This window comes from Paucisalibacillus algeriensis (genome assembly GCF_000577245.1).
Lineage (GTDB): Bacteria > Bacillota > Bacilli > Bacillales > Amphibacillaceae > Ornithinibacillus.
In genome coordinates, this window is sequence record NZ_CBYO010000022.1 from 327,042 (window position 1) to 352,754 (window position 25,713).

33 protein-coding genes and 1 other RNA gene are annotated in these 25,713 nt (G+C 36.0%); 9 read left to right on the forward strand and 25 right to left on the reverse strand.

Annotated features, from left to right (window positions below):
• Nucleotides 1–5 precede the first annotated feature (5 nt).
• Nucleotides 6–938 carry an ABC transporter ATP-binding protein gene (locus tag TY11_RS17705; protein ID WP_042149359.1) on the reverse strand — a complete coding sequence of 311 codons (933 nt, stop codon included), beginning with the start codon at nucleotides 936–938 and terminating at the stop codon, nucleotides 6–8.
• A gap of 484 nt (nucleotides 939–1,422) precedes the next feature.
• Nucleotides 1,423–2,229, reverse strand: a complete 807-nt coding sequence (locus TY11_RS17710) for a cytochrome c oxidase assembly protein (protein WP_042149362.1) — start codon at nucleotides 2,227–2,229, stop codon at nucleotides 1,423–1,425.
• A 296-nt stretch (nucleotides 2,230–2,525) separates the two neighbouring features.
• Here TY11_RS17710 and TY11_RS17715 point away from each other — a divergent pair, with 296 nt between their 5' ends.
• On the forward strand, nucleotides 2,526–3,344 hold the full coding sequence (locus tag TY11_RS17715) for an SDR family NAD(P)-dependent oxidoreductase (RefSeq protein ID WP_042149364.1): 819 nt from the start codon (nucleotides 2,526–2,528) through the stop codon (nucleotides 3,342–3,344).
• Between the two features lie 74 nt (nucleotides 3,345–3,418).
• On the opposite strand, the gene TY11_RS17720 is transcribed toward TY11_RS17715, so the two are convergent.
• Together TY11_RS17720 and TY11_RS17725 are read right to left on the reverse strand one after the other, a co-directional pair.
• The gene (locus tag TY11_RS17720) at nucleotides 3,419–4,048 is read right to left on the reverse strand and encodes a response regulator transcription factor (RefSeq protein ID WP_042149366.1); all 630 of its coding nucleotides are present in this window, start codon (nucleotides 4,046–4,048) and stop codon (nucleotides 3,419–3,421) included.
• Nucleotides 4,049–4,051: 3 nt separating this feature from the next.
• Nucleotides 4,052–5,140: a sensor histidine kinase gene (locus TY11_RS17725; protein ID WP_042149368.1), complete on the reverse strand. Its 1,089-nt coding sequence runs from the start codon at nucleotides 5,138–5,140 to the stop codon at nucleotides 4,052–4,054.
• Nucleotides 5,141–5,281: 141 nt separating this feature from the next.
• On the opposite strand from TY11_RS17725, the gene TY11_RS17730 reads away from it, so the two are divergent.
• Nucleotides 5,282–6,382, forward strand: coding sequence for an SDR family oxidoreductase (locus tag TY11_RS17730; RefSeq protein ID WP_042149371.1), 1,101 nt, complete (start codon nucleotides 5,282–5,284; stop codon nucleotides 6,380–6,382).
• A gap of 373 nt (nucleotides 6,383–6,755) precedes the next feature.
• Here the strand turns inward: TY11_RS17730 and TY11_RS17735 are convergent, their stop codons facing one another.
• From TY11_RS17735 to TY11_RS17760, 6 genes are all read right to left on the reverse strand, one after another.
• Entirely contained in the window at nucleotides 6,756–7,637 is an 882-nt protein-coding gene (locus tag TY11_RS17735; RefSeq protein ID WP_042149374.1) for a TIGR01777 family oxidoreductase, read from the reverse strand.
• A 574-nt stretch (nucleotides 7,638–8,211) separates the two neighbouring features.
• Nucleotides 8,212–8,715: a DNA-deoxyinosine glycosylase gene (locus tag TY11_RS17740; protein WP_042149376.1), complete on the reverse strand. Its 504-nt coding sequence runs from the start codon at nucleotides 8,713–8,715 to the stop codon at nucleotides 8,212–8,214.
• A 4-nt stretch (nucleotides 8,716–8,719) separates the two neighbouring features.
• On the reverse strand, nucleotides 8,720–9,286 hold the full coding sequence (locus tag TY11_RS17745; RefSeq protein ID WP_042149382.1) for a DJ-1/PfpI family protein: 567 nt from the start codon (nucleotides 9,284–9,286) through the stop codon (nucleotides 8,720–8,722).
• Nucleotides 9,283–9,504, reverse strand: a complete 222-nt coding sequence (locus TY11_RS17750) for a dihydrofolate reductase family protein (RefSeq protein WP_042149386.1) — start codon at nucleotides 9,502–9,504, stop codon at nucleotides 9,283–9,285. The genes TY11_RS17745 and TY11_RS17750 overlap by 4 nt, the downstream gene beginning before the upstream one ends.
• A 17-nt stretch (nucleotides 9,505–9,521) precedes the next feature.
• Nucleotides 9,522–9,797, reverse strand: coding sequence for a hypothetical protein (locus TY11_RS17755; RefSeq protein WP_155982731.1), 276 nt, complete (start codon nucleotides 9,795–9,797; stop codon nucleotides 9,522–9,524).
• 276 nt (nucleotides 9,798–10,073) lie between these two features.
• Nucleotides 10,074–10,349 carry a DUF4190 domain-containing protein gene (locus TY11_RS17760; protein WP_052345885.1) on the reverse strand — a complete coding sequence of 92 codons (276 nt, stop codon included), beginning with the start codon at nucleotides 10,347–10,349 and terminating at the stop codon, nucleotides 10,074–10,076.
• Nucleotides 10,350–10,521: 172 nt separating this feature from the next.
• Between TY11_RS17760 and TY11_RS17765 the strand changes: the two genes are divergently transcribed.
• Nucleotides 10,522–11,106, forward strand: coding sequence for a Maf family protein (locus TY11_RS17765; RefSeq protein WP_155982732.1), 585 nt, complete (start codon nucleotides 10,522–10,524; stop codon nucleotides 11,104–11,106).
• A gap of 27 nt (nucleotides 11,107–11,133) precedes the next feature.
• Here TY11_RS17765 and TY11_RS17770 read toward each other — a convergent pair whose 3' ends face one another.
• Complete coding sequence (locus TY11_RS17770) at nucleotides 11,134–11,502, reverse strand: hypothetical protein (RefSeq protein WP_042149396.1); 369 nt, start codon at nucleotides 11,500–11,502, stop codon at nucleotides 11,134–11,136.
• A 176-nt stretch (nucleotides 11,503–11,678) separates the two neighbouring features.
• On the opposite strand from TY11_RS17770, the gene TY11_RS17775 reads away from it, so the two are divergent.
• The 3 genes from TY11_RS17775 to TY11_RS17780 are packed head-to-tail and all read left to right on the forward strand — an operon-like array spanning nucleotide 11,679 to nucleotide 12,707.
• Nucleotides 11,679–12,245: a nucleotidyltransferase family protein gene (locus tag TY11_RS17775; protein ID WP_042149398.1), complete on the forward strand. Its 567-nt coding sequence runs from the start codon at nucleotides 11,679–11,681 to the stop codon at nucleotides 12,243–12,245.
• 13 nt (nucleotides 12,246–12,258) lie between these two features.
• Entirely contained in the window at nucleotides 12,259–12,387 is a 129-nt protein-coding gene (locus tag TY11_RS21020) for a hypothetical protein (protein ID WP_255342709.1), read from the forward strand.
• Nucleotides 12,378–12,707, forward strand: a complete 330-nt coding sequence (locus tag TY11_RS17780; RefSeq protein WP_052345886.1) for a GNAT family N-acetyltransferase — start codon at nucleotides 12,378–12,380, stop codon at nucleotides 12,705–12,707. Before TY11_RS21020 ends, TY11_RS17780 begins: the two co-directional genes overlap by 10 nt.
• Before the next feature lie 86 nt (nucleotides 12,708–12,793).
• Here TY11_RS17780 and TY11_RS17785 read toward each other — a convergent pair whose 3' ends face one another.
• The 7 genes from TY11_RS17785 to TY11_RS17815 form a co-directional block, all read right to left on the reverse strand.
• Complete coding sequence (locus TY11_RS17785; protein ID WP_042149401.1) at nucleotides 12,794–13,255, reverse strand: VOC family protein; 462 nt, start codon at nucleotides 13,253–13,255, stop codon at nucleotides 12,794–12,796.
• 240 nt (nucleotides 13,256–13,495) lie between these two features.
• Nucleotides 13,496–13,960, reverse strand: coding sequence for a glycine zipper domain-containing protein (locus tag TY11_RS20935; RefSeq protein WP_231495876.1), 465 nt, complete (start codon nucleotides 13,958–13,960; stop codon nucleotides 13,496–13,498).
• A gap of 102 nt (nucleotides 13,961–14,062) precedes the next feature.
• Nucleotides 14,063–15,262, reverse strand: a complete 1,200-nt coding sequence (locus tag TY11_RS17795; RefSeq protein WP_197025116.1) for a DUF4362 domain-containing protein — start codon at nucleotides 15,260–15,262, stop codon at nucleotides 14,063–14,065.
• A 197-nt stretch (nucleotides 15,263–15,459) separates the two neighbouring features.
• The gene (locus TY11_RS17800; RefSeq protein ID WP_052345887.1) at nucleotides 15,460–15,894 is read right to left on the reverse strand and encodes a GNAT family N-acetyltransferase; all 435 of its coding nucleotides are present in this window, start codon (nucleotides 15,892–15,894) and stop codon (nucleotides 15,460–15,462) included.
• An 18-nt stretch (nucleotides 15,895–15,912) separates the two neighbouring features.
• Nucleotides 15,913–16,638, reverse strand: a complete 726-nt coding sequence (locus TY11_RS17805) for a nucleotidyltransferase domain-containing protein (RefSeq protein WP_052345888.1) — start codon at nucleotides 16,636–16,638, stop codon at nucleotides 15,913–15,915.
• 14 nt (nucleotides 16,639–16,652) lie between these two features.
• Nucleotides 16,653–17,606 (reverse strand): alpha/beta hydrolase, encoded by a 954-nt coding sequence (locus tag TY11_RS17810; protein WP_155982733.1) that lies wholly within the window; start codon nucleotides 17,604–17,606, stop codon nucleotides 16,653–16,655.
• A gap of 97 nt (nucleotides 17,607–17,703) precedes the next feature.
• Nucleotides 17,704–18,072 carry a VOC family protein gene (locus TY11_RS17815; RefSeq protein WP_042149412.1) on the reverse strand — a complete coding sequence of 123 codons (369 nt, stop codon included), beginning with the start codon at nucleotides 18,070–18,072 and terminating at the stop codon, nucleotides 17,704–17,706.
• Nucleotides 18,073–18,217: 145 nt separating this feature from the next.
• Between TY11_RS17815 and TY11_RS17820 the strand changes: the two genes are divergently transcribed.
• Entirely contained in the window at nucleotides 18,218–19,000 is a 783-nt protein-coding gene (locus TY11_RS17820; RefSeq protein WP_042150396.1) for an alpha/beta fold hydrolase, read from the forward strand.
• Between the two features lie 44 nt (nucleotides 19,001–19,044).
• Here the strand turns inward: TY11_RS17820 and ssrS are convergent.
• The 4 genes from ssrS to TY11_RS17830 all read right to left on the reverse strand — a co-directional run bounded on the left by ssrS (nucleotide 19,045) and on the right by TY11_RS17830 (nucleotide 21,494).
• A non-coding RNA gene (ssrS, locus tag TY11_RS20295) (6S RNA) lies at nucleotides 19,045–19,231 on the reverse strand.
• An 81-nt stretch (nucleotides 19,232–19,312) separates the two neighbouring features.
• Nucleotides 19,313–19,570, reverse strand: a complete 258-nt coding sequence (locus tag TY11_RS17825) for a sporulation protein (protein WP_369797422.1) — start codon at nucleotides 19,568–19,570, stop codon at nucleotides 19,313–19,315.
• 5 nt (nucleotides 19,571–19,575) lie between these two features.
• Entirely contained in the window at nucleotides 19,576–19,716 is a 141-nt protein-coding gene (locus TY11_RS20530; RefSeq protein WP_155982734.1) for a small, acid-soluble spore protein L, read from the reverse strand.
• A 167-nt stretch (nucleotides 19,717–19,883) separates the two neighbouring features.
• A complete protein-coding gene (locus TY11_RS17830; protein ID WP_081755977.1) occupies nucleotides 19,884–21,494 on the reverse strand; it encodes an acyl-CoA synthetase in 1,611 nt (536 codons plus the stop codon).
• A 193-nt stretch (nucleotides 21,495–21,687) separates the two neighbouring features.
• On the opposite strand from TY11_RS17830, the gene TY11_RS17835 reads away from it, so the two are divergent.
• Complete coding sequence (locus TY11_RS17835) at nucleotides 21,688–22,188, forward strand: spore coat protein (protein ID WP_042149414.1); 501 nt, start codon at nucleotides 21,688–21,690, stop codon at nucleotides 22,186–22,188.
• Nucleotides 22,189–22,492: 304 nt separating this feature from the next.
• Here the strand turns inward: TY11_RS17835 and TY11_RS17840 are convergent, their stop codons facing one another.
• Nucleotides 22,493–22,957, reverse strand: a complete 465-nt coding sequence (locus TY11_RS17840) for an RDD family protein (protein WP_042149417.1) — start codon at nucleotides 22,955–22,957, stop codon at nucleotides 22,493–22,495.
• Between the two features lie 12 nt (nucleotides 22,958–22,969).
• Nucleotides 22,970–23,962, reverse strand: a complete 993-nt coding sequence (gene sppA / locus TY11_RS17845; protein ID WP_042149421.1) for a signal peptide peptidase SppA — start codon at nucleotides 23,960–23,962, stop codon at nucleotides 22,970–22,972.
• Between the two features lie 412 nt (nucleotides 23,963–24,374).
• Here sppA and TY11_RS17850 point away from each other — a divergent pair, with 412 nt between their 5' ends.
• Complete coding sequence (locus TY11_RS17850) at nucleotides 24,375–24,635, forward strand: hypothetical protein (RefSeq protein WP_042149423.1); 261 nt, start codon at nucleotides 24,375–24,377, stop codon at nucleotides 24,633–24,635.
• A 105-nt stretch (nucleotides 24,636–24,740) separates the two neighbouring features.
• On the opposite strand, the gene TY11_RS17855 is transcribed toward TY11_RS17850, so the two are convergent.
• Nucleotides 24,741–25,352 (reverse strand): 3'-5' exonuclease, encoded by a 612-nt coding sequence (locus tag TY11_RS17855; protein WP_042149426.1) that lies wholly within the window; start codon nucleotides 25,350–25,352, stop codon nucleotides 24,741–24,743.
• Between the last annotated feature and the right edge of the window lie 361 nt (nucleotides 25,353–25,713).

The window sequence follows — 25,713 nt, forward strand, 5'->3', positions numbered from 1 at the left end:
CACCTCTAATCCCTTAAAGCTCTACCAGTTAGATGTAAGAATACATCTTCAAGGGTAGGTGTTTTGTTATCTACTGAATTCAACTCAATACCAGTAGACTCTGCTAGTTTAATAATCTCCGAGAAGATATTAATATCTCGAGGAACGAGAATTGTAACCTCTTTTTCCCCAATCGTTACACGATTCACTAATGGATTTTCTTTTAATGAATCCAGAAATTCTTCGTTTAACCGCTCCATTGTTATTGATATCGTTTTTTCAGACGAAAGGATCTGTTTAATTTCATCCTTTGTTCCGGAAGCAATAAGATTTCCTTTGTCCATGATATATATACGATCACAAAGAAATTCTACTTCCTCCATATAATGACTCGTATATAACACGGTCATTTTTCGTTCTTCATTAAGTCGCTTCACTGTCTCTAAAATATAATTTCTAGACTGTGGATCAATTCCCACGGTTGGTTCATCCATTATGAGTAATTCTGGATCGTGTAACATAGCTACACCAATATTAAGTCTTCGCTGCATCCCACCAGAGAATTTCTTAACCACGTCCCTCCTACGATCGGTAAGGCCAATTTGTTCAAGTACTTCATCGACTTTTCGTTCCAATTCTTTCCCACGCAATCGATAGATTCTACCGAAAAATAATAAATTTTCTTCAGCAGTTAAATCACTATATAATGCTATATTCTGCGGAACCATCCCAACTACTTTCCGAAATGGAGCGGGATGTTTTAAAATACTTTTATTTTCAAATCGGACATCCCCACCTGATGGCTCGACTAAAGACGAAAGTATCGATATGGCTGTTGATTTACCCGCACCATTTGGTCCTAATAATCCAACAATTTCCCCTCGTTCAATAAACATACTTAAATTTTTCACCGCGTATATTTGTTTAAATTTCTTTGTTAAATCGACTAATTCAATCATTCGATTCCCCTCCTACCATCAGAATACGGCAGTTTGTAAGGAATAAATACTATCTGGAGTCATTTGAATATGAAAATGGACCATGACTTGAGTCACTTTCGTAAGTTATATCGAGGTAAGGGGTTAGAGGGGGATGTAGGCGATTCGAATATAGATAAGATTAGTGTGACATGTTATAACTCGCGGAGGACGTTAGAATAGTTACAAGACAATGGATTATTTCCGAGGTCCTTGGAATATCACGTGGCCATGGCAGTTTCCAGCGTGGGTAAGGTATGTTCGTGAGAAATTCGGATAGGCTCAAGTGACTTGAATTACGCTTATGTATTCTAACTAAGATACGGCACTAGTTCCCGCTCTTATTGCGTGACTCTTCCTTTTTGCCATGCATGAAATATATTATCGTCTTATTTCTTGATTCCACTTATCCACTATTCTTTCCATAAAAAAAAGCTCTCTATTAACCTAGAGAGCTCCTTCTGACTTATTTAACTATCTTTCTATTAACCAATAACGAGATACTAAAAATTATCAGTCCTGCTGCTAACCAAATTACTCCACCTATATGCTGCTCCCCTATTGGCTCAAAAGGAAGTAGCATTAACACTAACTCTGGAGAGAGTGTTTGCCCTGTTGGCAAGCAGACTTCTAAAGCTTGGGTAAACGTCGTTAAGTCTGTATAGGCTTGATAGAGAATATCTTTTGAAAAAAGTAGTATACCACCAAGCGGCATACTAAAAGCCACGCAAATTAGATGATAGATGGCAGTCAGTTTTTTTGTGCTTTTTTGCGATATAATTGGCACCCATAATAGGATAGCCGTAAGAAACATAAAGAATAAATATAAATAATTTCCATACAAATCTACTCTAGCCTGATCAAAGATTGGTGGATGATGGTAGGCGTATAACGCAAAAAAGAATAGACTAATCGTAACGAATGGTTTCGTGGAAAAATTAATTACTTTAGCAAAATATCTTATCTTAAAGGCATAATCCAATATTTTTCTATTCATCCCAATTATAAGAAGTGGTGGTGCAATATAACAAAGTAAAACAATCTGTACGATATGTGCACTAAACTGAATTCTACCAACTATGTTTAGTGGACTAGCAGTACTGAAGAATAATGTAACAAGTCCAAGAAAGAATACTGTTGACTTCCATAATGGATGATTCTTTTCCTGTGGTAGGATAAATAAATAGATTACAGCTGTAAACGCTATAAATAGAAATAATCCCGAATTCCAAAGTGAAGAAAATGGAAATTCCTCCAACATAATATCAAGCATCTAGAACACCTTCTTTTTATGATCCTTACTTTCATTATAATGGGAAGAAGTACCTATAATTTGCTCTAGATATTACAAAATATTGAAGATGTACATTTGCGCACAAAGGGAGTTGAAATAGTAAAAGAGAAACTAGCTGAAGTATCATAATGTGACAATAAAATGAATTATGCCCTAAATTAATTTATTTATTAGGAAAATTACATACAATTAAATTATGATGAATGTATAATTTAGTTATAGGAGTATAGCTAGTATATGGTTCATAGGATTATCACCATAAGGGAGAGATTGGCGTGGAGGAAAATCGGAAAGTTGCTATAGTAACCGGTGCTGCATCAGGAATAGGCAAGGAAATCTGCAAAGAGTTAGTAGCTAACAATGTATTTGTCATTATCGCAGATATTAATGAAAGAAATGGGCTGACGCTTGAAGCAGAACTTAATAATGAATTCATAACTTCTAGGTTTGTTCATTTGAATGTAACCAATTACAAGAACTTTGAAAATGTGATTAAGGAAATTTATCAAGAATTTGGTAGGCTAGATTATCTCTTTAATAATGCTGGAATTGCTATGTATGGTGAAGTGTATGACACGACGATAGAAGATTGGAAAGAAATCATGGACATTAATTTATGGGGAGTCATCTATGGTACTGAAATTGGATATAAAATTATGAAAGAACAAGGCTTCGGACATATCGTAAACACATCCTCAGCCGCAGGACTTGGACCATCTCCTATGTCTACACCCTACGCAACAACTAAGCATGCAGTAGTAGGTTTAACTACTTCTCTTCATTATGAAGCGGAAGAATTTGGTATTAAAGTGAGCACACTTTGCCCAACATTTGTTGATACACCCATTTTTAATGAAGCGAAAGCAATTAAAATCGATAAATCTGTTATGACACAGCAATTGAAGAAACAAAAATTAATGTCTCCACAAAAACTTGCAAAAGCTACCATTGATGGAGTTCATAAAAATAAACCTATCATTTGTCCGATGCCCATGAGAAAAACTATGGATGTTATATTTGCAATTTTCCCTCCATTGCACACTTATTTAATGAGGTTAGTATGTAAAGTTGGTAGAAAAGCCCGTATCTCATAAGGTTTTATTCATGTTTGTTCAACATAACGGGCTAATAGAAAACCCCGGTGTTTCTATTAATAGCCTTTAATAGATTACAATTCATGTTTAATCGCATAAATAGCGAGTTGTGTTCTATCTCGCAATCCTGTCTTTTGAAGAATGTGTGTAATATGATTCTTCACAGTACCAATAGATAAATAAAGTTCATCGGCAATTTCCTTATTTGTGTTTCCAACTCCGACTAACTTAGTGATTGCTAATTCTCTAGGAGATAAATTTATAGTTATTACTTCCTTTTTTTCACGTTGTAGTAGCCTTGGCATCACTTTTGCCGCTACCTCATCATGGATTGTTAGACCACCACTCATACAACTATAAACCGCTTCAATTAACTTTGCTGAGTCTGCGGTTTTCAATAAGAAACCATTCGCACCTTCCTTTAAGGCTTCTAAGGCATATTCATCATCATTAAACGTAGTTAAGATTAATATTTTCACATCTGGCCACTGTTTTTTGATAACTCTTGTGGCCTCCAGCCCGTTCATCACAGGCATTCTCACATCCATCATCACAAAATCAACAGAGTATTTTTCTAAAATTGTGATGGCCTCTGCACCGTTCTCAGCCTCATGTGTCACCTTGATATTCTCATCTTGCTCAAGAATTACCTTCAATCCCTGCCTCACGATAACCTGATCTTCTACCAACATTACTCGCCACATAACTTATCCCCCATTCACAGCTGGAATAATACCAGAAATGGTAAATTTATTCTCTCTTTGGTATATATCCAAGCGACCATTTATTTCTTCTATTCTCTTTTTCATATTTGTTAAACCAAACCCTAATTCAAAAGGCTTACTCTCATAATTAGCATTCGATACCTCAAACGTTACATCACCAATAGCCGACTTCCCTAAGACTACCTGTACTTCTCTTGAATGACCGTGACGCATAGCATTCGTCAAGCCCTCCTGTATAACACGATATAAAGCCACACTATTTTGATTTGATAAAGGAACCGTTAGAACCCCTTGTTTTATTGTAAACTGAATAACTATCTGACTCTCTGCTTCCAGTTTACGAATAAGATTCACAACTGTAGCAATTCCCTCACTATCATCAGATTGCAGTGTTTTTACAGCATGACGGGTTTCACCCAGACTCTCCTCTGCCATTCTCTTTAAATCACGATAATCTTCATTTTTGGTCTGAATTGCCAGCATTTCAAGTTTCATGATTAATGCCGTTAATCGATGGCCGACAGAATCATGAATATCTCGTGCAATTCTATTCCTTTCCTCTGTTCGAGCATCTTGTTCCGCAAGTAGAATAATCCTTTTTTGCTTACGATATTCCCCTAACAATTGTTCATATAAATTTCGTTGCTCTATTAACTGAACTCGTGACTCATTTAGTGATACTATGACAAAATATATTAATAGCGCAATAAGCGTTACACCAATCATATTATGCCCCAGGAAATAGCCATTGGTGATAGAAAAAATTAAATTGATACCGAGAAAGATGAGTAGCTTACTTTCTCGTAAACGTAGGGATGCTATGATAGAAACATAAAATAATAAAATGATGGTAAACAGATTTCCATCCGTGATAAGTACATCGTGAAATACAATGACAACCGACATTAGTATGTATAAGGAAACAAAGACCCGTTGTAAAGACAGGAAGAAAAATATCCCCAATGCCCCTGCAAAAAACAATATACTCAATCCAAAATTATTACTGTATTGAATAATAGAATAGGTCCAAAGTGCAACAAATACGATGAATCGAACCCAAAAATATTTCATAATACCCTTCTTTCCTAGCCTAATAATATTTCAAATAATTATTATTATTTTAACATAGTACATCTCAATAAAATTAAAAAATTTGTCCAAAAAGGAAATTCGTTTGTAATTGTCGAATTAAAAGGGAAAGGGGGTAAAATCATGAATTATTCATTTTTTATTACTGGGTTTCCAGGATTTCTTGCTTCAAGTTTAATAAAGCAGATGATCTGTGATTACCGAGAGAAAATAAATCATATGTATTTATTAATATTACCAAGCCAAAAGGAGCTTGCTGAAAGTACTTTAAATGAAATTGTTAATCAAGCTGGGATAGCAACGGAGCTATTTACAATCATGACTGGAGATATAACAAAGGAAGATATTGGACTAGATCCGAAGATATTAGAAGAATTATCACAACAGGTTACCCATGTCTTTCACTTAGCAGCAATCTATGACTTGGCGGTTCCACAAGAAACAGCATATCAGGTTAATGTTAACGGGACCAAAAATGTTAACAATTGGTTATCGAATCTTAGAAAGCTCCAGCGTTATATTTACTACAGTACTGCATACGTTTCCGGTAAAAGAGAAGGTAAAATTTTTGAAGACGAATTGAAGAAAGGACAAGAATTTCGTAATCATTATGAGCATACCAAGTACTTAGCTGAAATTCTAGTGCAAGACATTATGGAAAAAATACCAACGACTATCATCCGTCCAGGTGTAGTAAAAGGCCATTCTAAAACAGGTGAGACGATTAAGTTTGATGGCTTATATTTTCAGTTAAATGTACTGGATAAATTAAAATTTCTACCGATAATTCCTTATTTTGGGAAAGGAACAGCAGAGGGGAATTTTGTACCTTCAGACTATGTGTTAGAAGCAACAAGTTATCTAGCAATTCATCCAATTGGGGAAGGAAAAACCTATCATTTAACGGATCCCAAGCCATATAAAATGTGGGAACTGCAGAAAATGCTAACCAAGGAATACTTAGGTAGAGTACCAAAAGGTAGAATCCCGCTAACAGCAGCTAAAGCATCTCTACGGTTAAAACCAATTCGTAAATGGTTGCAAGCTGAAGTGGAGGCGCTGGATTACTTCACGATTCATTCGTCATACGACTGCAGCCAAGCAACACGAGATTTGGAAGGCTCAGGTATCGGTTGCCCCGATATAAAAGACACATTGGAGCCAATGGTTAGTTTCTATCGCAAATACAAGGATGATAGTAGTAAGCATATTAAAATTACCTAAAGATATATATGAATGTATGTGACTTGGTCCTATAATACATACGTCTCTTAGTGGATTACTTTGAAAATGCTGAATAGAGAATGTTACGTTTTTTAAAGCAAGTAGTCTTATTGCGGAGTTATCTGAGCCGTGCAGGTGATATAAACTATGCAGTAAACTTCAGTAATTATTGAGCTATACATCATTTTAAAGTAGATACATGGTTGAAATGAAGAATGGGGGTGCACCAATACATCATTTTGAAGAGGGTTTAAGGATGCCTTTAAAAGCGTCTAGTTAAGATCCACCAATACTAGCGGAGTGCTTTTTCGTAGCGGGTATGGTGCTCAACCAAAGATTACCGCACAGTACCTATCCACACTTGTCCAAGCTTTCATATTATATCCTGAAAAGTACTTTCTAGCTCACTATAAGAAAATTCAAATCCAGCTTGGTTCAATTTTCCCGGAAGGACCCAACGGCTCTTTAATACTAATTCCGACTCTGTTCGAATCAAAAACGCCCCTAATTCTAACATCCACTTTGTCGCAGGTAATCCCAATCTCTTCCCCATACTTTTACGAAGCGACATCATAAACTCTTCATTACTGACAGGATTAGGGGATGAGCAAATAAATACCCCTTTCAAATCTTTTCTATCGAGAAGAAAAAGAACAATCCGGAATAGATCTTCAATATGAATCCAACTAATTTTTTGTTTACCATTTCCTTGCTTTCCACCAAGCCCAAACTTTACTAAATTCCGGTAAGGTGTAAACGCACCTCCATCTTTTCCTAGCACAATAGCGATACGAAGGGCAATTTGTCTTGTATTCGGTAAATCAAATTTCAAGAATTCTTCTTCCCACTTTGAAGCTACATCCACTGAAAAGCCTGTACCAATTTCACCATCAGCCTCTGTCATCGGTCGGTCTTCTGCATCTCGATAGATGGTCACAGTACTCGAATTCATCCATACATTTGGTGGGTGGTTACATGCTAACATGCATTCTCTTAGTTTTTTCGTTGTTGCAATTCTTGAATGAATGATTTCTTGTTTATTCTTATCATTATATCGGCAGTTAATCGATTTTCCTGCTAGATTTACTATAAGATCAGCACCCTCAAGAGCATTAATAATTCCTTCCTTATCGTCCCAAGAAATATGGTTTTCCTGTCTAGATATAATCAAGACTTGATATCCAAGCTCTCTAAATCTTTGTTCAAAGTATGTACCAATAAAGCCCGTTCCACCAGCTAAGATTATTTTCTTCATAGTATTCATCTCCCAAGAATATAACATTTCCTTTGCCAAAAAACGTTGAAGACTACTCTAGTCCCATAGTCCCTTGAACGACAAACTTCTCTAAAAAACGCTACGGATAGGTATTTTTCAGTAGTATTCTAAAATTATGAGAATATTTTACCATTTCACAATAATCTCGATACGAGAGCCCTTTATATGTAGTATAATGAAGTGGACAATACTGTAGGCAGAGAACCGACTTAATATATTGGCGATATCGGCGGCTTCAAAAAATCCCCCATGAAAGGGGCTGAAGCTTGTGATCCCGATTGACAAGACTATTGAGCTGATGATTATGTTCTCAACACTTGTATTGTTAGTTGTGAACACCCGTGAAAAAAAGTAATCACCCTGTATCTCATACGGAACCAGGATAATTACCTTTTTCACCAAGAACGGAAGTCGCCGCAGCCTACGAAAATTGTCCGAGTCGTAAGTTGCAGCTTACGACTCGCCCTACTTTTAGGCTGACGACACTCCCAAATTCAATTATACCGAATTGGATATGTCCTACACAACACTTTTTTGAAAATTACATATTTTTCTATAAATACTGCAGAATTTGTTTCCATATCTCCAGCTTTTCTTTATAGGTTTTATTAAATCTACCAGGAATTGGACTAGAAGAAGGAAGCTTAATAACTGATACGTTCGAAAGCATCACTGGCGAAAAGTACTTAGTTAACGTTTGAAAAGACTTTGTTCCGTTACATGCAATCAGTTGTATTGATAAGTATTCTTTTAGTAAGCTTGGAATATCATTTGGCTCTTCACCCTTGATAGAAGAATCCAAACTCCCCTCACGGTAACATGTTCCAATAGTATCCCAAAGTGCAATACCCCTTTGTTTCACAAAACCAATTTTTTCCTCATAACTATTAGGTATATCTTCTCCAAATAATCCATAGATAATCTTCCAAAAATGATTGCGAGGATTCCCATAATATTCTTGATATCCCAACGATAGTGCGCTTGGCATAGAACCTAAAATTAATACCTTTGCTTCCTTTGTTACCTCTGGTGGAAGTCCAACAATTTTTTCAGTCAATGGCTTAAACTTCTCCTTTACAAAAATTCAATGCACCTTCTCGTTGTTCATTATTTTTCCATAATCTTAATTGATCTATGACTGCAATTGTGAACTCTGGAAATGCTGTTCCTTTTGCGGTGATAATGTTATCAACAACTTCTAACCGATTACCTGTATATTCTGCATCACTAAATACATTACTAAACATCTCAAATGTATTTGGAGCACAGGTAAACTTACTACTGACTAATAGCCCAGCTTTTCCTAGGAGTGTTGAAGAAGCACATATTGCTGCAATTGGCTTTTTAAGATTGTTGTATTCCTTTAGAAATTCCTGTAATTGAACATTGTCTAGTACTTGTGCTACACCATCTCCACCTGAAATAAGGAGTAAATCATAGTCTTGAGAATCCACCTTAGAAATAGCTAATTGCGCTTGCGTAACAATCCCCCCAAGACTTTCAACTGGTTCCCCATCTACAGTAGCTGTCGTCACTTTAGCCTTTCCTAGCTTCCGCAGAAAATAAAGCGTATGTCCAATTTCAAAGTCTGCATACATCGGATAAGCTAAAAATAATACATTTATCATCCTATTCCCTCCTTATTTTTTACGAGATAATGAAGCCAAACAGTACCCATATCCATTTTTTTCATATCGACTAACTCCAATACCGTAGCCTGGTCAATAGTTTCAAGTTCCACCCCATCAAATATTCCAGGAGTATTTGAACCACCAATTGCCAGTGGTGCATAAGCCAAGCTTATCTCATCAATTAATCCTTCTCTTAAAAAGGTTCCACCATTCATTCCGAGCCTCCTATACCCTAATTCATATAGTTTTTATAGTGCCAAATGTAAATCAATGTGCTCTCTCTTCCTGCCTGAATGTATTCACTTTTCATAGCCTCAAGTTGTTTTATATAATTATCTGATACGTCATCCTTTGTTACAACCAATAAACCCTCTGTCTGATACCAATTGATTCTTCCTCTCCCATCAAAAACAATATAGGCTTTTGATTTTTTAGGCCCATATAAAGGCTTGTCTAGTTCTACCCAATGGTTTCCAAATACCATTAATGTTTCACTACCGGATATCATTCCATCGCAATCAAAATCATCATAGAGTCTATTGACATATTCATGGGCTTCTCAATCAATTCCTTCCCTGATCCATTCTGAAACATTTCGGCCCCTTGCTGTAGCCGTCTTTCCATCTACACTTGAAAAGATATTAATAATCATTTATGGAGGCATGATAATCTCCTCCTATTTTTGCAATAATCTTAATTATAAAGTAAATCTTCAAAATTTGTCATACACTTTTGGAAAATAAAAAGAGCCCCATTAGAGGCCCTGTTAAACAATTTCATATTTTTACCAATAATATGGATCTGAAGCAAATAATACTAAACCGATAATTAAAAAGACAAGAATAATTCCCCAAATACAAATGCCAACTATACTTGTTACTCTCCCAGCAATAGCAAGTCCTCTACCGCCCTGATTGGTTACGGTAATCTCCTTTAAGCTGCTACCTGCCAACACTAGACCAACAATCCCAATGATCAATCCGATATAAGGAATTACTATGGCCAAAATACCAAGTACTAAAGCAGCAACTGCTTTTCCATTTGTTTCTTGTGTCTCCACAATACTCCCCCTTTTCATATGTAAAATAACATTATTATTAAAATATCAAAGTTTGTCGATTATGTATATAGTAATTTTCATTTCTACTTTAAACATATTTTCAAATTAATACTCATTAGAGTATACTAATCCTAAGTTATGTTTATGTCATATATCTAAAGGAGGATATTATTTGAGTCCTGAATTGATTTTAGCTTCCACATCACCAAGAAGAAAAGAACTATTAGAACTAGCAAAAATACCATTTATAATTAGAAAACAAACGATAGACGAATCCATCATCACCACAAATGATCCAGCCCAAAAGGTAGAACAGCTCGCGCTACATAAAGCAATGCATGTTGAATTTTTGAATCCACATGAAGTTATCTTGACTGCTGATACTGTTGTAGCATACAAAGGAATTATTTATGGTAAGCCAAAAAACCATGAAGATGCCTTTCAAATGCTCTCCAATTTAAGTGGAGATACACATGAGGTATATACAGGAGTAGCCATTCAATCAATAGATAAGAAAATCTCATTCGTAGAAAAAACTACCGTTGAATTTTGGCCACTAAACGAAGTCGAAATTAATGAGTACATTTTCACAAAAGATCCGTTCGATAAGGCAGGGGCATATGGTATTCAAAGTCAAGGGGCTATTCTAGTAAAACAAATAATTGGTGATTATTATAATGTAGTTGGCTTACCTATTTCCCGAGTTGTTCGCGAATTAATGAAATATAATATAAAAGCCGTTCCTAGTATAGAGTAACTTTATTCAAGAGACGGCTTTTATTCATTAGTTTTTGCTAAGATTAGTCAAAACGTTATAAACAAAGAAAATAATACCTAATACAACAGCCATACTACCCACTGAAACTGCAGCAACAATACCTTGATTTCCTAGTAAAACAAGTGTCAATCCACCCATCATGATTGGTAGACCTAGGTTATGCAACCAAAAGTGAATCTTGGCAACAACCGTTTGCTCTAGATGTGGATATAGTTTATACAGTATTCCAGCAACTCCCAATGACATCCAACCTAGCAAGTTAATATGTACATGTACCCCAGTTAATATATAATTATGTGCGATTGACATGTACAGCCCCAAAAGCACTCCAATTAAAAAGTAAACAACAGATATCTTAATCAATGTATCCCCCATATATTCCCCTCCTCTGTAGAGTTTCTTTTCGGTTTATTATATGTATGCGTGGAGGTAAACAGACTATTATAATGGTAAATAATTACTCTTGTTAGTGTTAAAGAACTACAAATATAGTTAGTCATCAGCACTGAATTAGTGTATGATATGTTTGATTACATAAGGGGAGATTTTAAATGCTAGAAAATGAAAAAGATATAGTAAAAGTTTTCTATAATGACAAGGAAATGATGGCAATTCTTAGAGTAGCCCAATCCTTAAATCTACCAGACTGGTGGATTTGTGCGGGATTCGTTCGCTCCAGAATTTGGGACGTATTACACGGTTTTTCTCAACCGACACCCCTTGATGATGTAGATTTGGTTTATTTTGATCCTATTCATACCGATGAGGCGAAGGAAAAAGAATTAGAACAAAAACTTAATAGCATCTTACCCACGGTACCATGGTCAGTAAAAAACGAAGCCCGAATGCATCTAGTTAATGGGTTAGAACCATATAAGGACACTGTCGATGCTATTTCGAAGTTTCCAGAAACGGTAACTTCATTAGGAATTAAGTTAGACGAAAATGACTCAATCAGATTAACATTTCCACATGGCATAGAAGATGTGTTGAATATGACCGTACAACCAACACCCTTTTTTGCAGAATCTAATCAAAGAATGAAAATTTATCATTATCGTATACGAAAGAAAAAATGGCATGAGAAATGGATTAAAGTTACTTATTTAGTAGAGTAGGAGATTATTAAACATGACAATTAAAATCAAAGCTGTAACAAAAGAAAATATACGAGGCTGTGTCAGTTTAGAAGTTTCAGAGGATCAAAAAGGAATTTGTAGCTCGAAACATCGCAACAATCGCCTGGGCCTATGTGGATAACACCTTTACTCCATACGCAATATGTCACGAATACCGTTGTTGGAGTGGCTGCAGTCGAATACATTCCAGAATATGATGCGGAAGATAAGCATTGGATTCCACGATTTATGATTGGAGAACAATTCCAAGGGAAAGGCTACGGGATGGTTGCAATGGAAGCATTAATTGACATGTTTTCCAAGCAAGATGACTGTGAACGAATTCGGTTATCCGTCGTACCGGAAAATAAAGGTGCTATCGACCTTTACAAAAAAGTTGGTTTTCTTATGACAGAAGAAACATTAGAGGATGAATTAGTCATGGAGTATCTTGTTAAATAAATAATCTAAATCAAAAGGAGCCGTATTTAATAGCGGCTCCTATATCGTTCGAAAGCGATAAAACAGTTGAATAGGTATAGTAAGGATTATTTTTCCTTTCTGTCTTCCCAAGGATTTTCCTTTCTTTCCTCCCAAAGGCGTATACGCTCCTCATGACTAACAACTTTATGAATTTGGTGTAACATCCATAAATAACCAAATGAATCCATAAACATTGCATTTGATATACCATAATCAGGCAGATCCGTAACAGGTTGTACCTCAGTGCAACCAGAATTCATTGCCTTTGTATAGGTCTCCTTGATGTCTGGAACTGTGATGTTAAACCATATTGTTTTAGGGTCTTCTTTGGTCGGTGCTACTAATTGGAATTCTGGATTTTCATCTAACATATGAAACCGGACACCATAAAGGGTAAATACTGCCTCATTTTCACCTTTTGGAAGATTTGACAGCTCTATACGCTCAATTCCATCAAATATCTTTTCGTATAATTCTAATGCTTTCAAGCTATCTTTCACTACGAGATCAATTTCTACTCCTATCAATTGAACACACTCCTTCATATAAGCTACCAACTATTCTTTAGTATAGATCCTTATTGCTTGTTATTTAATGTATACCAAAATAAATAGTATTAACACGGAATGAAAGTTTTTTTATATAATCTCCTATTCATAAGGCATTACATGTTCCATACTTTCCCAAAATATCCTGATTAAAAAAGGATGTTTTAAATTTACCTTTCATAGATTAACTCACCTTCTAAACCTAGAGACTCTTCATAATTACAATGTCAAGCCCCTCCTCTTAGCGTCTGCATCTAAACCTGCTCCAATAGCTACACCAATACCGATTCCAAGTGGTAATCCTAGGCCAATATTATCAAATATTAGCAATCCAAATACTACACCTAAACTTGTACCAAGCGACATATAGATACTCAAATAATACCCACTTGTTACTAACTTGTGTTGCTTTTGTAAATGAGAACTGATTTTACCCATTATTTGTCTATGTTGTTTAAAATCATTCTCTGTAAAACGACCTTTCTTATCCAAAAGTTGTAGAATATGATTTTCTAAATCATTAAAACGTTGATGACATTTCTCACAATCACTTGAGAAGGAGCTCAACCTTTGAATTAACCGCCTACATTTATCAAATTCAAGTTTTGTAGCAAGTTGTTCATCGACTTTTTTTTGGAATTTTTCAAGCATAGTGTATAGTTTATCCACTCTTTGGCTATCCACAGTTCAACCACCTCCTACTGTCTAGCTCGGAATCTTCAACTTTTATGATTTAATACGTTCTTTTAATTGTATAAGTTTCAATATATTGCTACACTTCTTTCTTTACGAAAGTTCTTTAATCATAGACATCAAATCTGCTAGTTCCTCTCTTAACGGTATGATTTCTTCCTCTAGCAGTACCTCCAGTTTTTTTTCCTCGCCATTTTCAAAATAATATTTCCCTTGATGTACACTGTTAAATAGCAATTCAGCGACCATTAGTATTTGATAATATTCTTCTACTATTTCCTCGTCTTCAGGAAGTAGATGTCGCAGAATATTAGTCCTTCCATTCACTTTATCATAGAATAATTTAGCGTTATCATTAGAAATTCCAGTTACATCATTCTCATATATAGTAATTAATTCAGATGATTCCTCCAGAAGACTTTCCACATGTACTTTTATGTCACTCCAGAACGATTCAGAGTCAGTTTTCACTTCACTTCTCGATTGTTCTTTTGGCCTTGCCACCACCGATTCCTTATCAATTTTAATCTCCGGAACAACAAAACCTCTTATCTGGAAAGAATGCTCTGTATATATTTCACATAATCCACCCTCACAGGAGGTTACTAAGACCTTGTTATCAGTGACTTTTGCTATATTAACATCATTCTGCATAAGCTTAATGATATTATTATCTGTTACTTCTTCCATTTTTTCTTGATTGTCCGCATCAAAATGTCGTTGCCACTCTTGAGCATCTTTTTTTGATAAAAATATTTCTATCGCAATGTCATGCAAATCATAAAATTGGAAAGGTGCAATCTCTAATTTTTCGTTTTCTTGACTTGGATTTATTAATTCCTCATATGTCAATGTACGGTCAACAATTGGAAATAAGTGATACTCCCAATTGGTTCTGCATTCATGGAATTTATAAAAGCCTTGTTCTATATCTTTTGACATATACCAACATTGTTGTGGAGCATTATAAAAAACATCCTGCGATATAACTGCTGATTCATCAAAGTAATCTAAATCTGGTTGCACATCAATCCAGGCTTGATTAGCATTCTCATCATACCTGGATTGCAGGTCAAAAATAAGAGCTCCTTCTGGCTCATATTTCACGATTCTAATTTGGCTTTCATTGTCTTTTCCGTTTGCACCAGCAGTCTCAATAAAGTCTTCCAAAATATCTATATTTCTCATCGCATTATTTTTGAATACAACATCTGTTTCCTTAGGAATGTATTCTTCCGTTAGCGTTTCTACATCTTCGGTGGTGGAATCTTCCCTGTTACTATCTTGGTTCATTTCCTTTTCTCCTTTAGAGCAGCCAAATAATACAAGTAACATTACGATAATAAGAAATATCTTTTTATTATGTAGTCCCTTCCTCATAACTCACCATTCCTTTGGCAATTAATAAACATAATAATCCCATCCACACTGGTTATATGATAAGAAAATAGAGAAGTCTACCAAACGATTGACTTCTCTTTTATCAATAACTAACAACTTACTTTCTTATCAAGAACTATGTCATCTTCCACAACATAACCACTTCGTAAATAGGTGCGAATTGCTGCTTCGTTCCCTTTACCAGTCAAAATTTTAATACTCGTCACGCCGCGTTCAGCGAGATTTTCTTCTAGGAGGGCAATCATTAAACTTGCAAACCCCTTTCGCCTTGCACTTTCTTCCACATACATTTCCGTAATTTCTCCATGTGCATTCGAATAACAAAATGAATGGAGCACCTGAGCACAAGCAAACCCTACTAATCTTTCATCAACGGTTGCTACCGCTATTATTTCCGTATTATTTTTAATACTCTCCTGAATATTTTTAGAGTCAACTCTATCTCCACCATTAAATTCATGATTAAGCCTCGATAATTCTTCTGCATCATAAACTGTAGCTAGTCTTACATTTTTAGTTACCATAATATCCCTCATATTTTCTTAATCATAGTTTTTCTTTATTATATCTCCCTGTTTGAACCCATGAAACAATGGCCCACCTAAGGGCTCATAAAACTCATTCACAAAGTGAACAATCTGATCTTTGTCTTGATGTTTGTAATAACGATCAAGTGAATCAAAGAAACTTATATATATTTCTTCATCAAAATTCTTTAATGCTCTAACAAGACCTTTTCCTCTTCCACTCCACCGTCCATTCACTCGAAGAATAAACTCAGCTAGTTGAGTTGTCATTGTATTCAGTGTAATGACTGCTTCCTCATGGCTTTTGGCATCAATAAAATCATCGAGAAGGTCAAAAATAAAATATCTAGAAGCCCTGATGAATTCTTCTGTTAAAGGATTAGGTCCAGTTTGGATAAACATTCGGGCTCTATTCTTTATTTCGTCTGCTTTTCCATTATCTTTTATTATTTTACCTTCTGATAGCATATTGGCTAATATTGGTCTTCCCGAACTTCTTTCTGAATCAAATTGCTTCAAATATGTATCTTCATTATGGATAAAGGTTTCTACTTTCCACCCATATAAAATGAAACTTTCTCGGTAACTGCTTTCAATAGAATGATCAAAAACAACAATATCCAAATCAGACGTGGCTGTTTCTTCACCCTTTGAAGCACTGCCTGCTAAGAAAGCAATTTCACATTCCGGATGCTCTTCAATTATGAATCTTAGCGCAGCTTCCATACTTGGTAATCGCAAAAAGCAACCCCCCATTACTTTGCAATCGTTTTATCAATAAACCGTTGTAATCTATTCTGAAACTCCTCTGTCGTAATAGAATAGGCCTTTGTATGACCTGCATTTGGTACAATCCAAAGCTCTTTTTCTCCACCAGCAGCCTCATATAATTCATAAGCCATTTCTGTCGGAACTAATTCATCTGCATCACCATGAATGATAAAGAGTGGTTTCGTATTCTTTTTCACCTGTTCAACCGCTGAAGCCTCACCAAAGAAATATCCTGCTCGTACCTTGGTAATCACACTAGTTACATCTAAAATTGGAAAACTTGGAAGATGGTATAAGTGCTTTAACTGATGTTTTAACTCTTCTTTCACGGAAGTAAAACCACTATCAGCGATAATTCCTTTTACTTCATCTGGCAACTCCTCCCCACTTGTCATTAACACAAGGGACGCTCCCATTGAATTTCCATGTAATAATATTTGCTTAGCACCATGCTTTTCAATTAGTGAATCAATCCACTTCAAATAATCGAGTCTATCATGCCAACCATAACCAATATAATCTCCTTCACTTTCGCCGTGCCCTCTAGAATCTGGCATTAATACATCGAACCCTTGATCATAATAGAATTTCACCAAGTCATCCATATGATCGCGAGTTCCGCGGTAGCCATGAGCAAGTATCACCACTTTTCCTGTATCCGCATCATTTTCAAAAAATCCGGCCTTTAATCGTAAATCATCATAGGAGAGAATCTCCAATTCCTCAGAATTCTGATTAGAATACCATTCTTCCGCTTCTTCAATGATTGATAATGCCGTTTGAGTTGCCTCTGCATTTACGCTTGCAGGCTCTGTATGCAACTCTACTTCCGTTCCACGTTTAATCCCTTCACTGTAGAAATAATTTCCACCAATTAATAGGACAACCACTAATATTGTAAAGATACTCACTACTATAATTCCTAATTTTTTTCTCAACTTATTTCCCCCTAGCAGTAGAAAGAATAAAAACTTTTCTAACAATTTTAACATAAAAATAGGGATTTCTCACTTACTAAGGAGAAATCCCTTTTCGCTATTCCCACTCCAAAAACTCTAACCGATTTCCAAAAGGGTCATACAAATAAAAACGGTTTGCACCAGGCAGATCATAATCAACTTGATACACTGCTTGTTTTTCATCCAAATACGCTTTCATATTCTCAATATTCTTCACCCTAATTGCTGGATGTGCCTTCTTAGCTGGTTGAAAAGGCTCCTCGATTCCAACATGAATGTGGATAATTCCGTCTGTGAACCAGACTCCCCCACGTTTTTTCAGATTCGCCGGTTTTTCTACCTCTGGAAACCCAAGTAACCCTTCATAGAATTCACGTGCTTGTTCTTCTCCACCTTTTGGAGCAGCCAACTGTACATGGTCCAATTGTTCATAACGAAACTTCATCTTCAGTCCCCCTTTATTACAATTATAGTTTCTAATACAGATTATTAATAATACAAAAAACAAATAGCACATGAATGGTTTTGCTTATCACAAACTTTTCGAAAAACTATGATAAGATTATAATAGATTATTAGCGAAGGTGGACATCGAATTGGAATATAAGGAATATGAAAAAGAAAACGCACCCTTAATGGTATTTCTCCACGGTGGTGGAGTGAGTGGATGGATGTGGGATGAACAAATTAAGTATTTTTCATTACGTTATCATTGTATCGTACCGGACTTACCGGCACATGGTACTAGTCAGAACCAACATTTTTCAATCAAGGATAGCGCAGAAAAAATCATTGAATTGATCAATTTAAAACGGTCTGAACAACCAGTAATTGTAATTGGATTTTCTCTAGGTGCTCAAATTCTAGTTAACATACTAAGTATAGCGCCAGGATTGATTAATTACGCAATCATAAATAGCGCACTTACAAGACCTATGGAGTATAGTTTAAAACTCCTAAAGCCGTTATTCAAACTATCTTTTCCACTTACTAAGATGAGATCGTTTGCAAAGCTTCAGTCAAAAGTATTATATATTCAAGAAAATCAATTCGAGCATTATGTAAAGGAAACTACGGAAATTACATTCGATTCCTTTATGCAGGTCATGAAAGAAAATATGTCCTTTCAAGTTCCCAAAAAGTATTCTAGTTCCAAATCAAAGATACTTGTTACCGTCGGGGAAAAAGAGAAAAAAATGATGCATAAATCTGCATTCGAGCTTGTACAAAAGAATTCCAATAGTACTGGAATCATGATTCCCAAAGTAGGCCATGGCATCTCTTTAGCCAATCCTAATTATTTTAACAAAATGCTAGAAGATTGGGTTTCTATGGGGAATATTCCTGAAAATGCAAAACTGATTGAACAATAAAAATGACCAGTCTCCTATAGGAAACTGGTCTGCTACATACATTTTTAACAGCCACATATGCCGTATTTGTCATAAAAAGTTTTAAACCACCACTTCACTAAGTGGGTGTTCGCAGAAACCTTCCTGCCTTCCGCTAATCCATGGCGGCTCGGCATTAGAGCTTCAATTTAAAACTCCCTATTATCGCATTAGAGGTTAAAACTTAGTAAAACACGTACATCGTAGCTTGTATCCTTATATTACTATTTCGATGGTAAAATAGCAATGTCAATGTTATCCAATTGACGAAAATAGGCTATTAAACCTACTGTTCTAAAAGAGGATTTCATATACTTCTCGTAATTGCTGGATACGTAAATCATCTTGAACATTTTCAGCATAACTTATTTCACGAGCTAGTATTTTGTCTAAATACTGCATTTCTCTATCGTCTAAATCCTCAACAAATTCTTTTTCACTCTGATAATTCTTGTTTTGTAGCTTTTGATGAATAGACTGACTCAACTCATTACCCTCGTAGTTGGATAATGATTCACGTAAGTATAGTAATGTATGGTCGATTGTCCTCACCCGCTTTAAACTTTAGTATTCTTTTTCTTTACTCGATCTTCCAACTGAGACTTTGGACGGTGATTTGCCGTTTCTTCCGTTAGTCCTTGAGGATTAACACTCGAAACTGCACGCTTCTTACTCCAATTATCACTTTTCTCTGCCATTTAGGACACCTCCATTTGTTATTATTGCTAAAATGGGAGGATTTATCCGAAATGAAAAAGCGTGTTTTATTCGGAGTACAAGTTATATACCCGTTACTAATTACCTTAAACCCCCAAAGTAAAAGAAAGAAGCAAGTCCTTACTTCAGACCTTGCTTCCAATTTAAACTAGTCCTCTCCTAATCCTTCATATTCATCACGTAACTCTCGCTTTAATACTTTACCACTTGGATTTTTAGGAAGGGAATCTGCAAATGCAACATATTTTGGGACTTTAAACTTAGACAACACACTGCCACAGTATTCCACTACTTCCTCTTCAGTTAAATTAGCATTCTCTTTTGGAACAATAATGGCAGTTACTGCTTCAATCCAATACTTATCTGATATCCCAATTACGGCAACTTCTGAAACTCCTTCTAATTGATAAATTGTTTCTTCCACTTCTCGACTGGAAACATTAACACCACCAGTATTAATCATATCTTTCTTCCGATCAATGATGGTAATATAGCCCTCTTCATCCATCACACCAAGATCACCACTGTGGAACCATCCACCACGAAATGCTTCTGCAGTTTTATCTGAATCAAATAAGTATCCTTTCATCGCATGTGGTGTTCGATGTACTATCTCACCTATTTCCCCTCGTGGAACCTCTTGATCATTTTCATCTACTATTTTGGTTTGCATATTTAATGCTGGTTTTCCAGCAGAACCTAGCTTACGCAGTTGATCCTCAGGTTGCAATGCTGTTGCTAATGGCGCTACTTCGGTTTGACCGTAGAAATTCCAGAACTTTGCATTAGGCAGGCGTTCTGATAACTCCTTCAAAATTTCTCTCGGCATGATGGCAGCACCATAATAACATTTTTCTAAGGTAGATAAATCACGAGTATCAAATTCTGGATGTCTTAGTAACGCAATCCATACGGTAGGTGGGCAGAAAAGCTGTGTTGCACCTTCTTTTTCAATGGTTCGTAAAATTACTTCTGGGCTCGCACCATCTAGAATAATTCCACTGGACCCCAAATAAATACTTGGACCTAAAAAGCAATGAAGTTGTGCACTATGATACATTGGTAAAGCATGAATCAACACATCACCTTCAGCCATATTCCCATCTACAATACAACTCACATACTCACTTACAATACTTTTATGAGTCAGCATAACACCTTTTGGCTTTGATTCCGTACCACTCGTATATAGTACATGGGCTAGAGCGTCATCGAATAAATCACAATCAACAAAATCTGTCGGTTGTTCCGTCCGTGCATCACGTAATGGTGTCCATTCATCTAGCCTTTCATCAGGTATTTCCCCATCCTCCATATCCATTAAGAAACGGAAGGTAATCTCTAATCCATTAGAAGCCTGGTCAAGAACTAACGCATATTCCTCGGAAGCAATTAATCCGCAAGCACCTGCATGTTTTAAAATAAATGCTACATCATCCTTAGTTAGCATATAGTTGATTGGAATCATCACCGCTCCTAGTCGGGCAAGCGCAAAATTCACTACAACAAAGTCCAAGCTATTCTTCGACATGACCGTGATCATGTCCCCCTTTTTCATCCCCCTATTCCGAAAAGCGTATGCAGTCTGATTTACTAAGTCATCAAGTTCTTCATAATTTAAACGCTTGTCGCGATAGGCAAGCGCAAATTTATCAGGCATTCTATCTCTCGTTCTTGCTAAAATATCTCCTAATGTATTCCTACGCGCACGCTCCAATAACCTATCTAGTTCATCAATTACATTTGAATCTGTGTTCACCTATCACAACTCCTCTGAAAAATTTGATGTCTTATCCGTAATAAAATTCTATGTATTATTTTAATTCAGAAAACTACCGAAAGCAATATACTTGTCAAAACTTCATGATATTCGCCTAATTTCGACCTAACAAGCTACTTCACAGTCCAACTTTTCATATAGTTTAAATGACTACTTATTAGGGGGAAATACAATGGAAGAATCAATGAACAGAGAGCCTCAACACTTGGCCTATCATGAAACATTGGAAATTCATGAATTAGTTGCTTTTCAATCAATTGGATTAATGAAGCTAAAAAAGGCAATTGTAGACGTACAAGATGAGAGGCTCCGTGCATTATACCAACGGACTATCGGGGATCTAGAAAAAAATTTACAAGAACTACTTCAATTTTATGGTATGGCACCGAGGGCTGAGGCAGCAAATCCGCTTGAGCTAGGTACCGGTTTTTATGCTGGTGACCTATTGGCTCTAGCGAAAACTTCTGTTCGAAACTATGCAATCGCCATTACAGAAACCGCAACACCAATGGTACGCGAAACATTAACCAACCATTTACAAAAAGCAATTCAATGCCATGCAGATGTATTTAACTTTATGTATGAGAATGGTATGTACCCAGCATATAACTTGGAAAGACTTTTAGAAAACGATATGAATATTGCAAATATGGCTATCAATATGAATTATTAAAGAAACTTTGAACTGGTGGTTGGATTGAAGTGATGATTAGAAGCGCCCTATTCGGCATTTTGAGCTGAAGTTTGAATCGAAATGATGATTAGAAGTGTTCTTTTCATCATTTTGAACTGGAGTTTGGATCTAAATGATGATTAGAAGCATCCTATTCGGCATTTTGAACTGAATCTTGGATCAAAATGAGGATTAGAATCTATACCTATACTCCATATTATACGTGGTTCTTGACTAGCCCTTAAGCACTTGTAGATATCCCATACAAACAAAAGGAAGACACGACTTTCCCGTGTCTTCCTTTTTATCGATCATATACTACTCTCGTATCAGCAATCATATCATGTAGTCCTTGCTTTTCATCCATAAATCCAACTATGATGTACAATACCGTTAGGAACCAAAATGCCCGGTATATGAATCTTCCTACCAATTCCCTAAAAAGTACATCACTCCATCTTAGGGGCTCCTCGTTTTCACGAACTACTTTTATGCCTAGAATCATTTTTCCAATGGTCTGTCCAAAAAACTTTGTCATAAATATAAAATAAGCATAAAAGACAATTGCACTTATAATTCCGGGAACCGTCCAGAAGCCAACACTTATCGCAATGCCTTCATTGACAAATTTAAATGGAGAAATCAAAATTCCATTCAAACTACTGATAACAATTAAATCAATGAGAAACGCCCAAAATCGCATCCAAAAACCAGCATACCGCTGCTCTGAAACATGGGCCTCACTTGCATATATCACTTGTTCACTCATTACAAGGCCCCCTTAATTAGAGTACAAATACATTGCTCTTGGCGTATTAGATTCTCGAACAATCTCTAAGACACTTACCAACTCTTCATCTTTACCAACAAAATTTTGTATAGACATTCCAAAGAATTGTTCCCAACCAAGTGGATTGTTATACTTTACAACAGCTGCATTTCCAAGTTCGTTATCTTCCTTCATTAATGCAATGGTATCATTTAATGATCCAATTTCATCTACTAACCCATTAGCTTTTGCTTGATTACCGGTGTAGACTCGTCCATCTCCAAGCTCACGAACCTTCTCTTCGGTCATTTCTCTTCCATCCACAATAACGTTTACAAAATCTCCGTACATATCATCAATCATTTCTTGAAGTAGAGCTCTTTCTTCGTCTGTCATCTCGCGGAATGTAGACATAATGTCTTTGTGTTTTCCACTCTTAATGGTATTGATGTCGATTCCTAATTTATCCGTTAAACCAGCAAGATTATATCCTTGCATGATTACTCCAATTGACCCTGTTAAAGTGGCAGGATGTGCAACAATCTTATCTGCTGGTGCAGAAATATAATATCCGCCAGACGCTGCTGTGTTCCCCATCGAAACATAGACTGGTTTTTCATATTCAGCTTGAATTTCCACTATTTTATCGTGTACTTCAGCACTTTCCACAACACCACCACCTGGTGTGTTTACACGTAAAATAATCCCATCCACACTAGAATCCTTTCCTGCCTCATCTAACATTTCTAAAAACTGGCGATGATTATAAGAAGTAGTGTTAAGTAAAGTGCTAGGAGCTGTATCTTGAATGACACCATCTAGATGTAATACAACAATCTTTCCATTTGTTCCTTCTTCTATTACTTCCTCTTGAAACTTACTTTCCGGAAAAGCAAATAATTGTTCAAAATTTGTACTTGCAATGCTTGTCATAAATTGAAAGCCCATTGAAACAAAAAATAGAACAGCAGCTGCAAGTATCGCAAACCAGCGTTTCTTATTCATGAAAAATCCTCCTGTTTTACCAAAAATATCTACAGTAAAAGGATACACTATTTAATTCTGGATATCTAATCATTGCTCAATAATGATTTTCATATTGATTTTGATTTGCATTGTTTTCCAATAAAATTACCGATTACTGCAGAGTTTTAATGAATCAAGCAATTTAGTAATCGAAATTATCAAAAAATAGCATATAAAATTGGTGAACCTGTTGATATAAAAGAAGATGTTAGGAATAATTAGACGGATAAAGGAAGGTGATATCGTGGTAAATCAAAAATTTCATGCAAGAACAAAAGAACTACGTTACTCAATATTGGACCTTCAATGTATATGTTCATCATTTAAACAATGGACTATCGTAGTAATAAACGAAATTCCTTTTCTATTTGACTTCAATTGAAGGGTGAACATGGTTTATCCTAAAGATGGCTGGTATGCTGCTAATATTGCCTTTGCATTAAGAGACATATTTGCAAACGAAGTAGATCTTGCCAATACTTTTTTTAAACAATTTATGGAGGGATACACAAGTCAAACATCCATAACAGAAGCTGAATCGGACAATATAGTGATGTTTTTACGGTTTCAAAACTTACTAACATATACCAAGTTATTAAATACGTTAGACTTATCAAGGATACAAATAATCCTGAATGGATTGAAGGATTGATTACTAAACTTCAATTTAAAATACATGATTATAGAGAAAGTATTCTGAGCAGTAGTCACTAATCATAATAGGAGAAGCGTATCTAATTTACACTTCTCCTTTAAATTAAATATACAACGTTGTATGCTTCTTCGTCCGCTTTACCTTAGGTGGATAGTAGCCTCTTTCATAAATCCTACCTTTGGAGATCTTACAACGCTCCAAGAACAGTTCAATGGATTCTACTTCATAAGATTCCATCGCTTTTTGCATAACCTTAGCTGCAACACGTGCATCTTCCAAGGCATTATGGTGGTTAAACAAAATCCCGTGATGAGCTGCCAATGTATTCAGCTTATGGTTATCCATTTCTGGCCATACTCGTTTTGCAATATTTGCCGTACAAAGATAATCCATCTCTGGGTATGTCAATCTATCTCTATCCAATGTTTGGCGGATAACACTCATATCAAAACTTGCATTATGTGCAACAACTAGACTGCCTGAGAGATAGTTTTCCATTGTTGGCCAAATCTCCGAAAAAGTCATAGCGTCCAACACATCATCTTCCCGAATTCCATGAACACGAATATTAAAGGGGCTGAAATAAGTTTCTGGATTTATTAGGCTATAATATTCATCTAGTATTTCCGTTTCATTTGCAATGACAATACCGACTGCACACGGACTACTGCGTTTTTCATTTGCAGTTTCAAAATCGATGGATACAAAGTTCATTTCAAAACATTCCTTTATGGATAACTTTATTACTATAATACCATGAACAGCTTTCAGGCTGTAACCAAAAATGCTGATTACGCATAAAATGAGTGATCAGCATTATAACTCTAGGCTGTTTTCTAATTTCTAATAGATTATACAATTGATAGAAACAGCGCGGCACTTAAAATTCTTGTTAGAGCATCTGACCCGCTACGGGAATAGCACGTGTCCGAAGAACCCCGCAGCGGTGGTTTGCCCGCGAGGAGGCTGAGACCGTTCCCGTGGAAAGCGAAGTATTCTGCCGGTGCGGTCACATTGCTCCAGAATATATGAAGGGTATACTCTAGGAAGTTACGCACATATTCTATCAACCGTA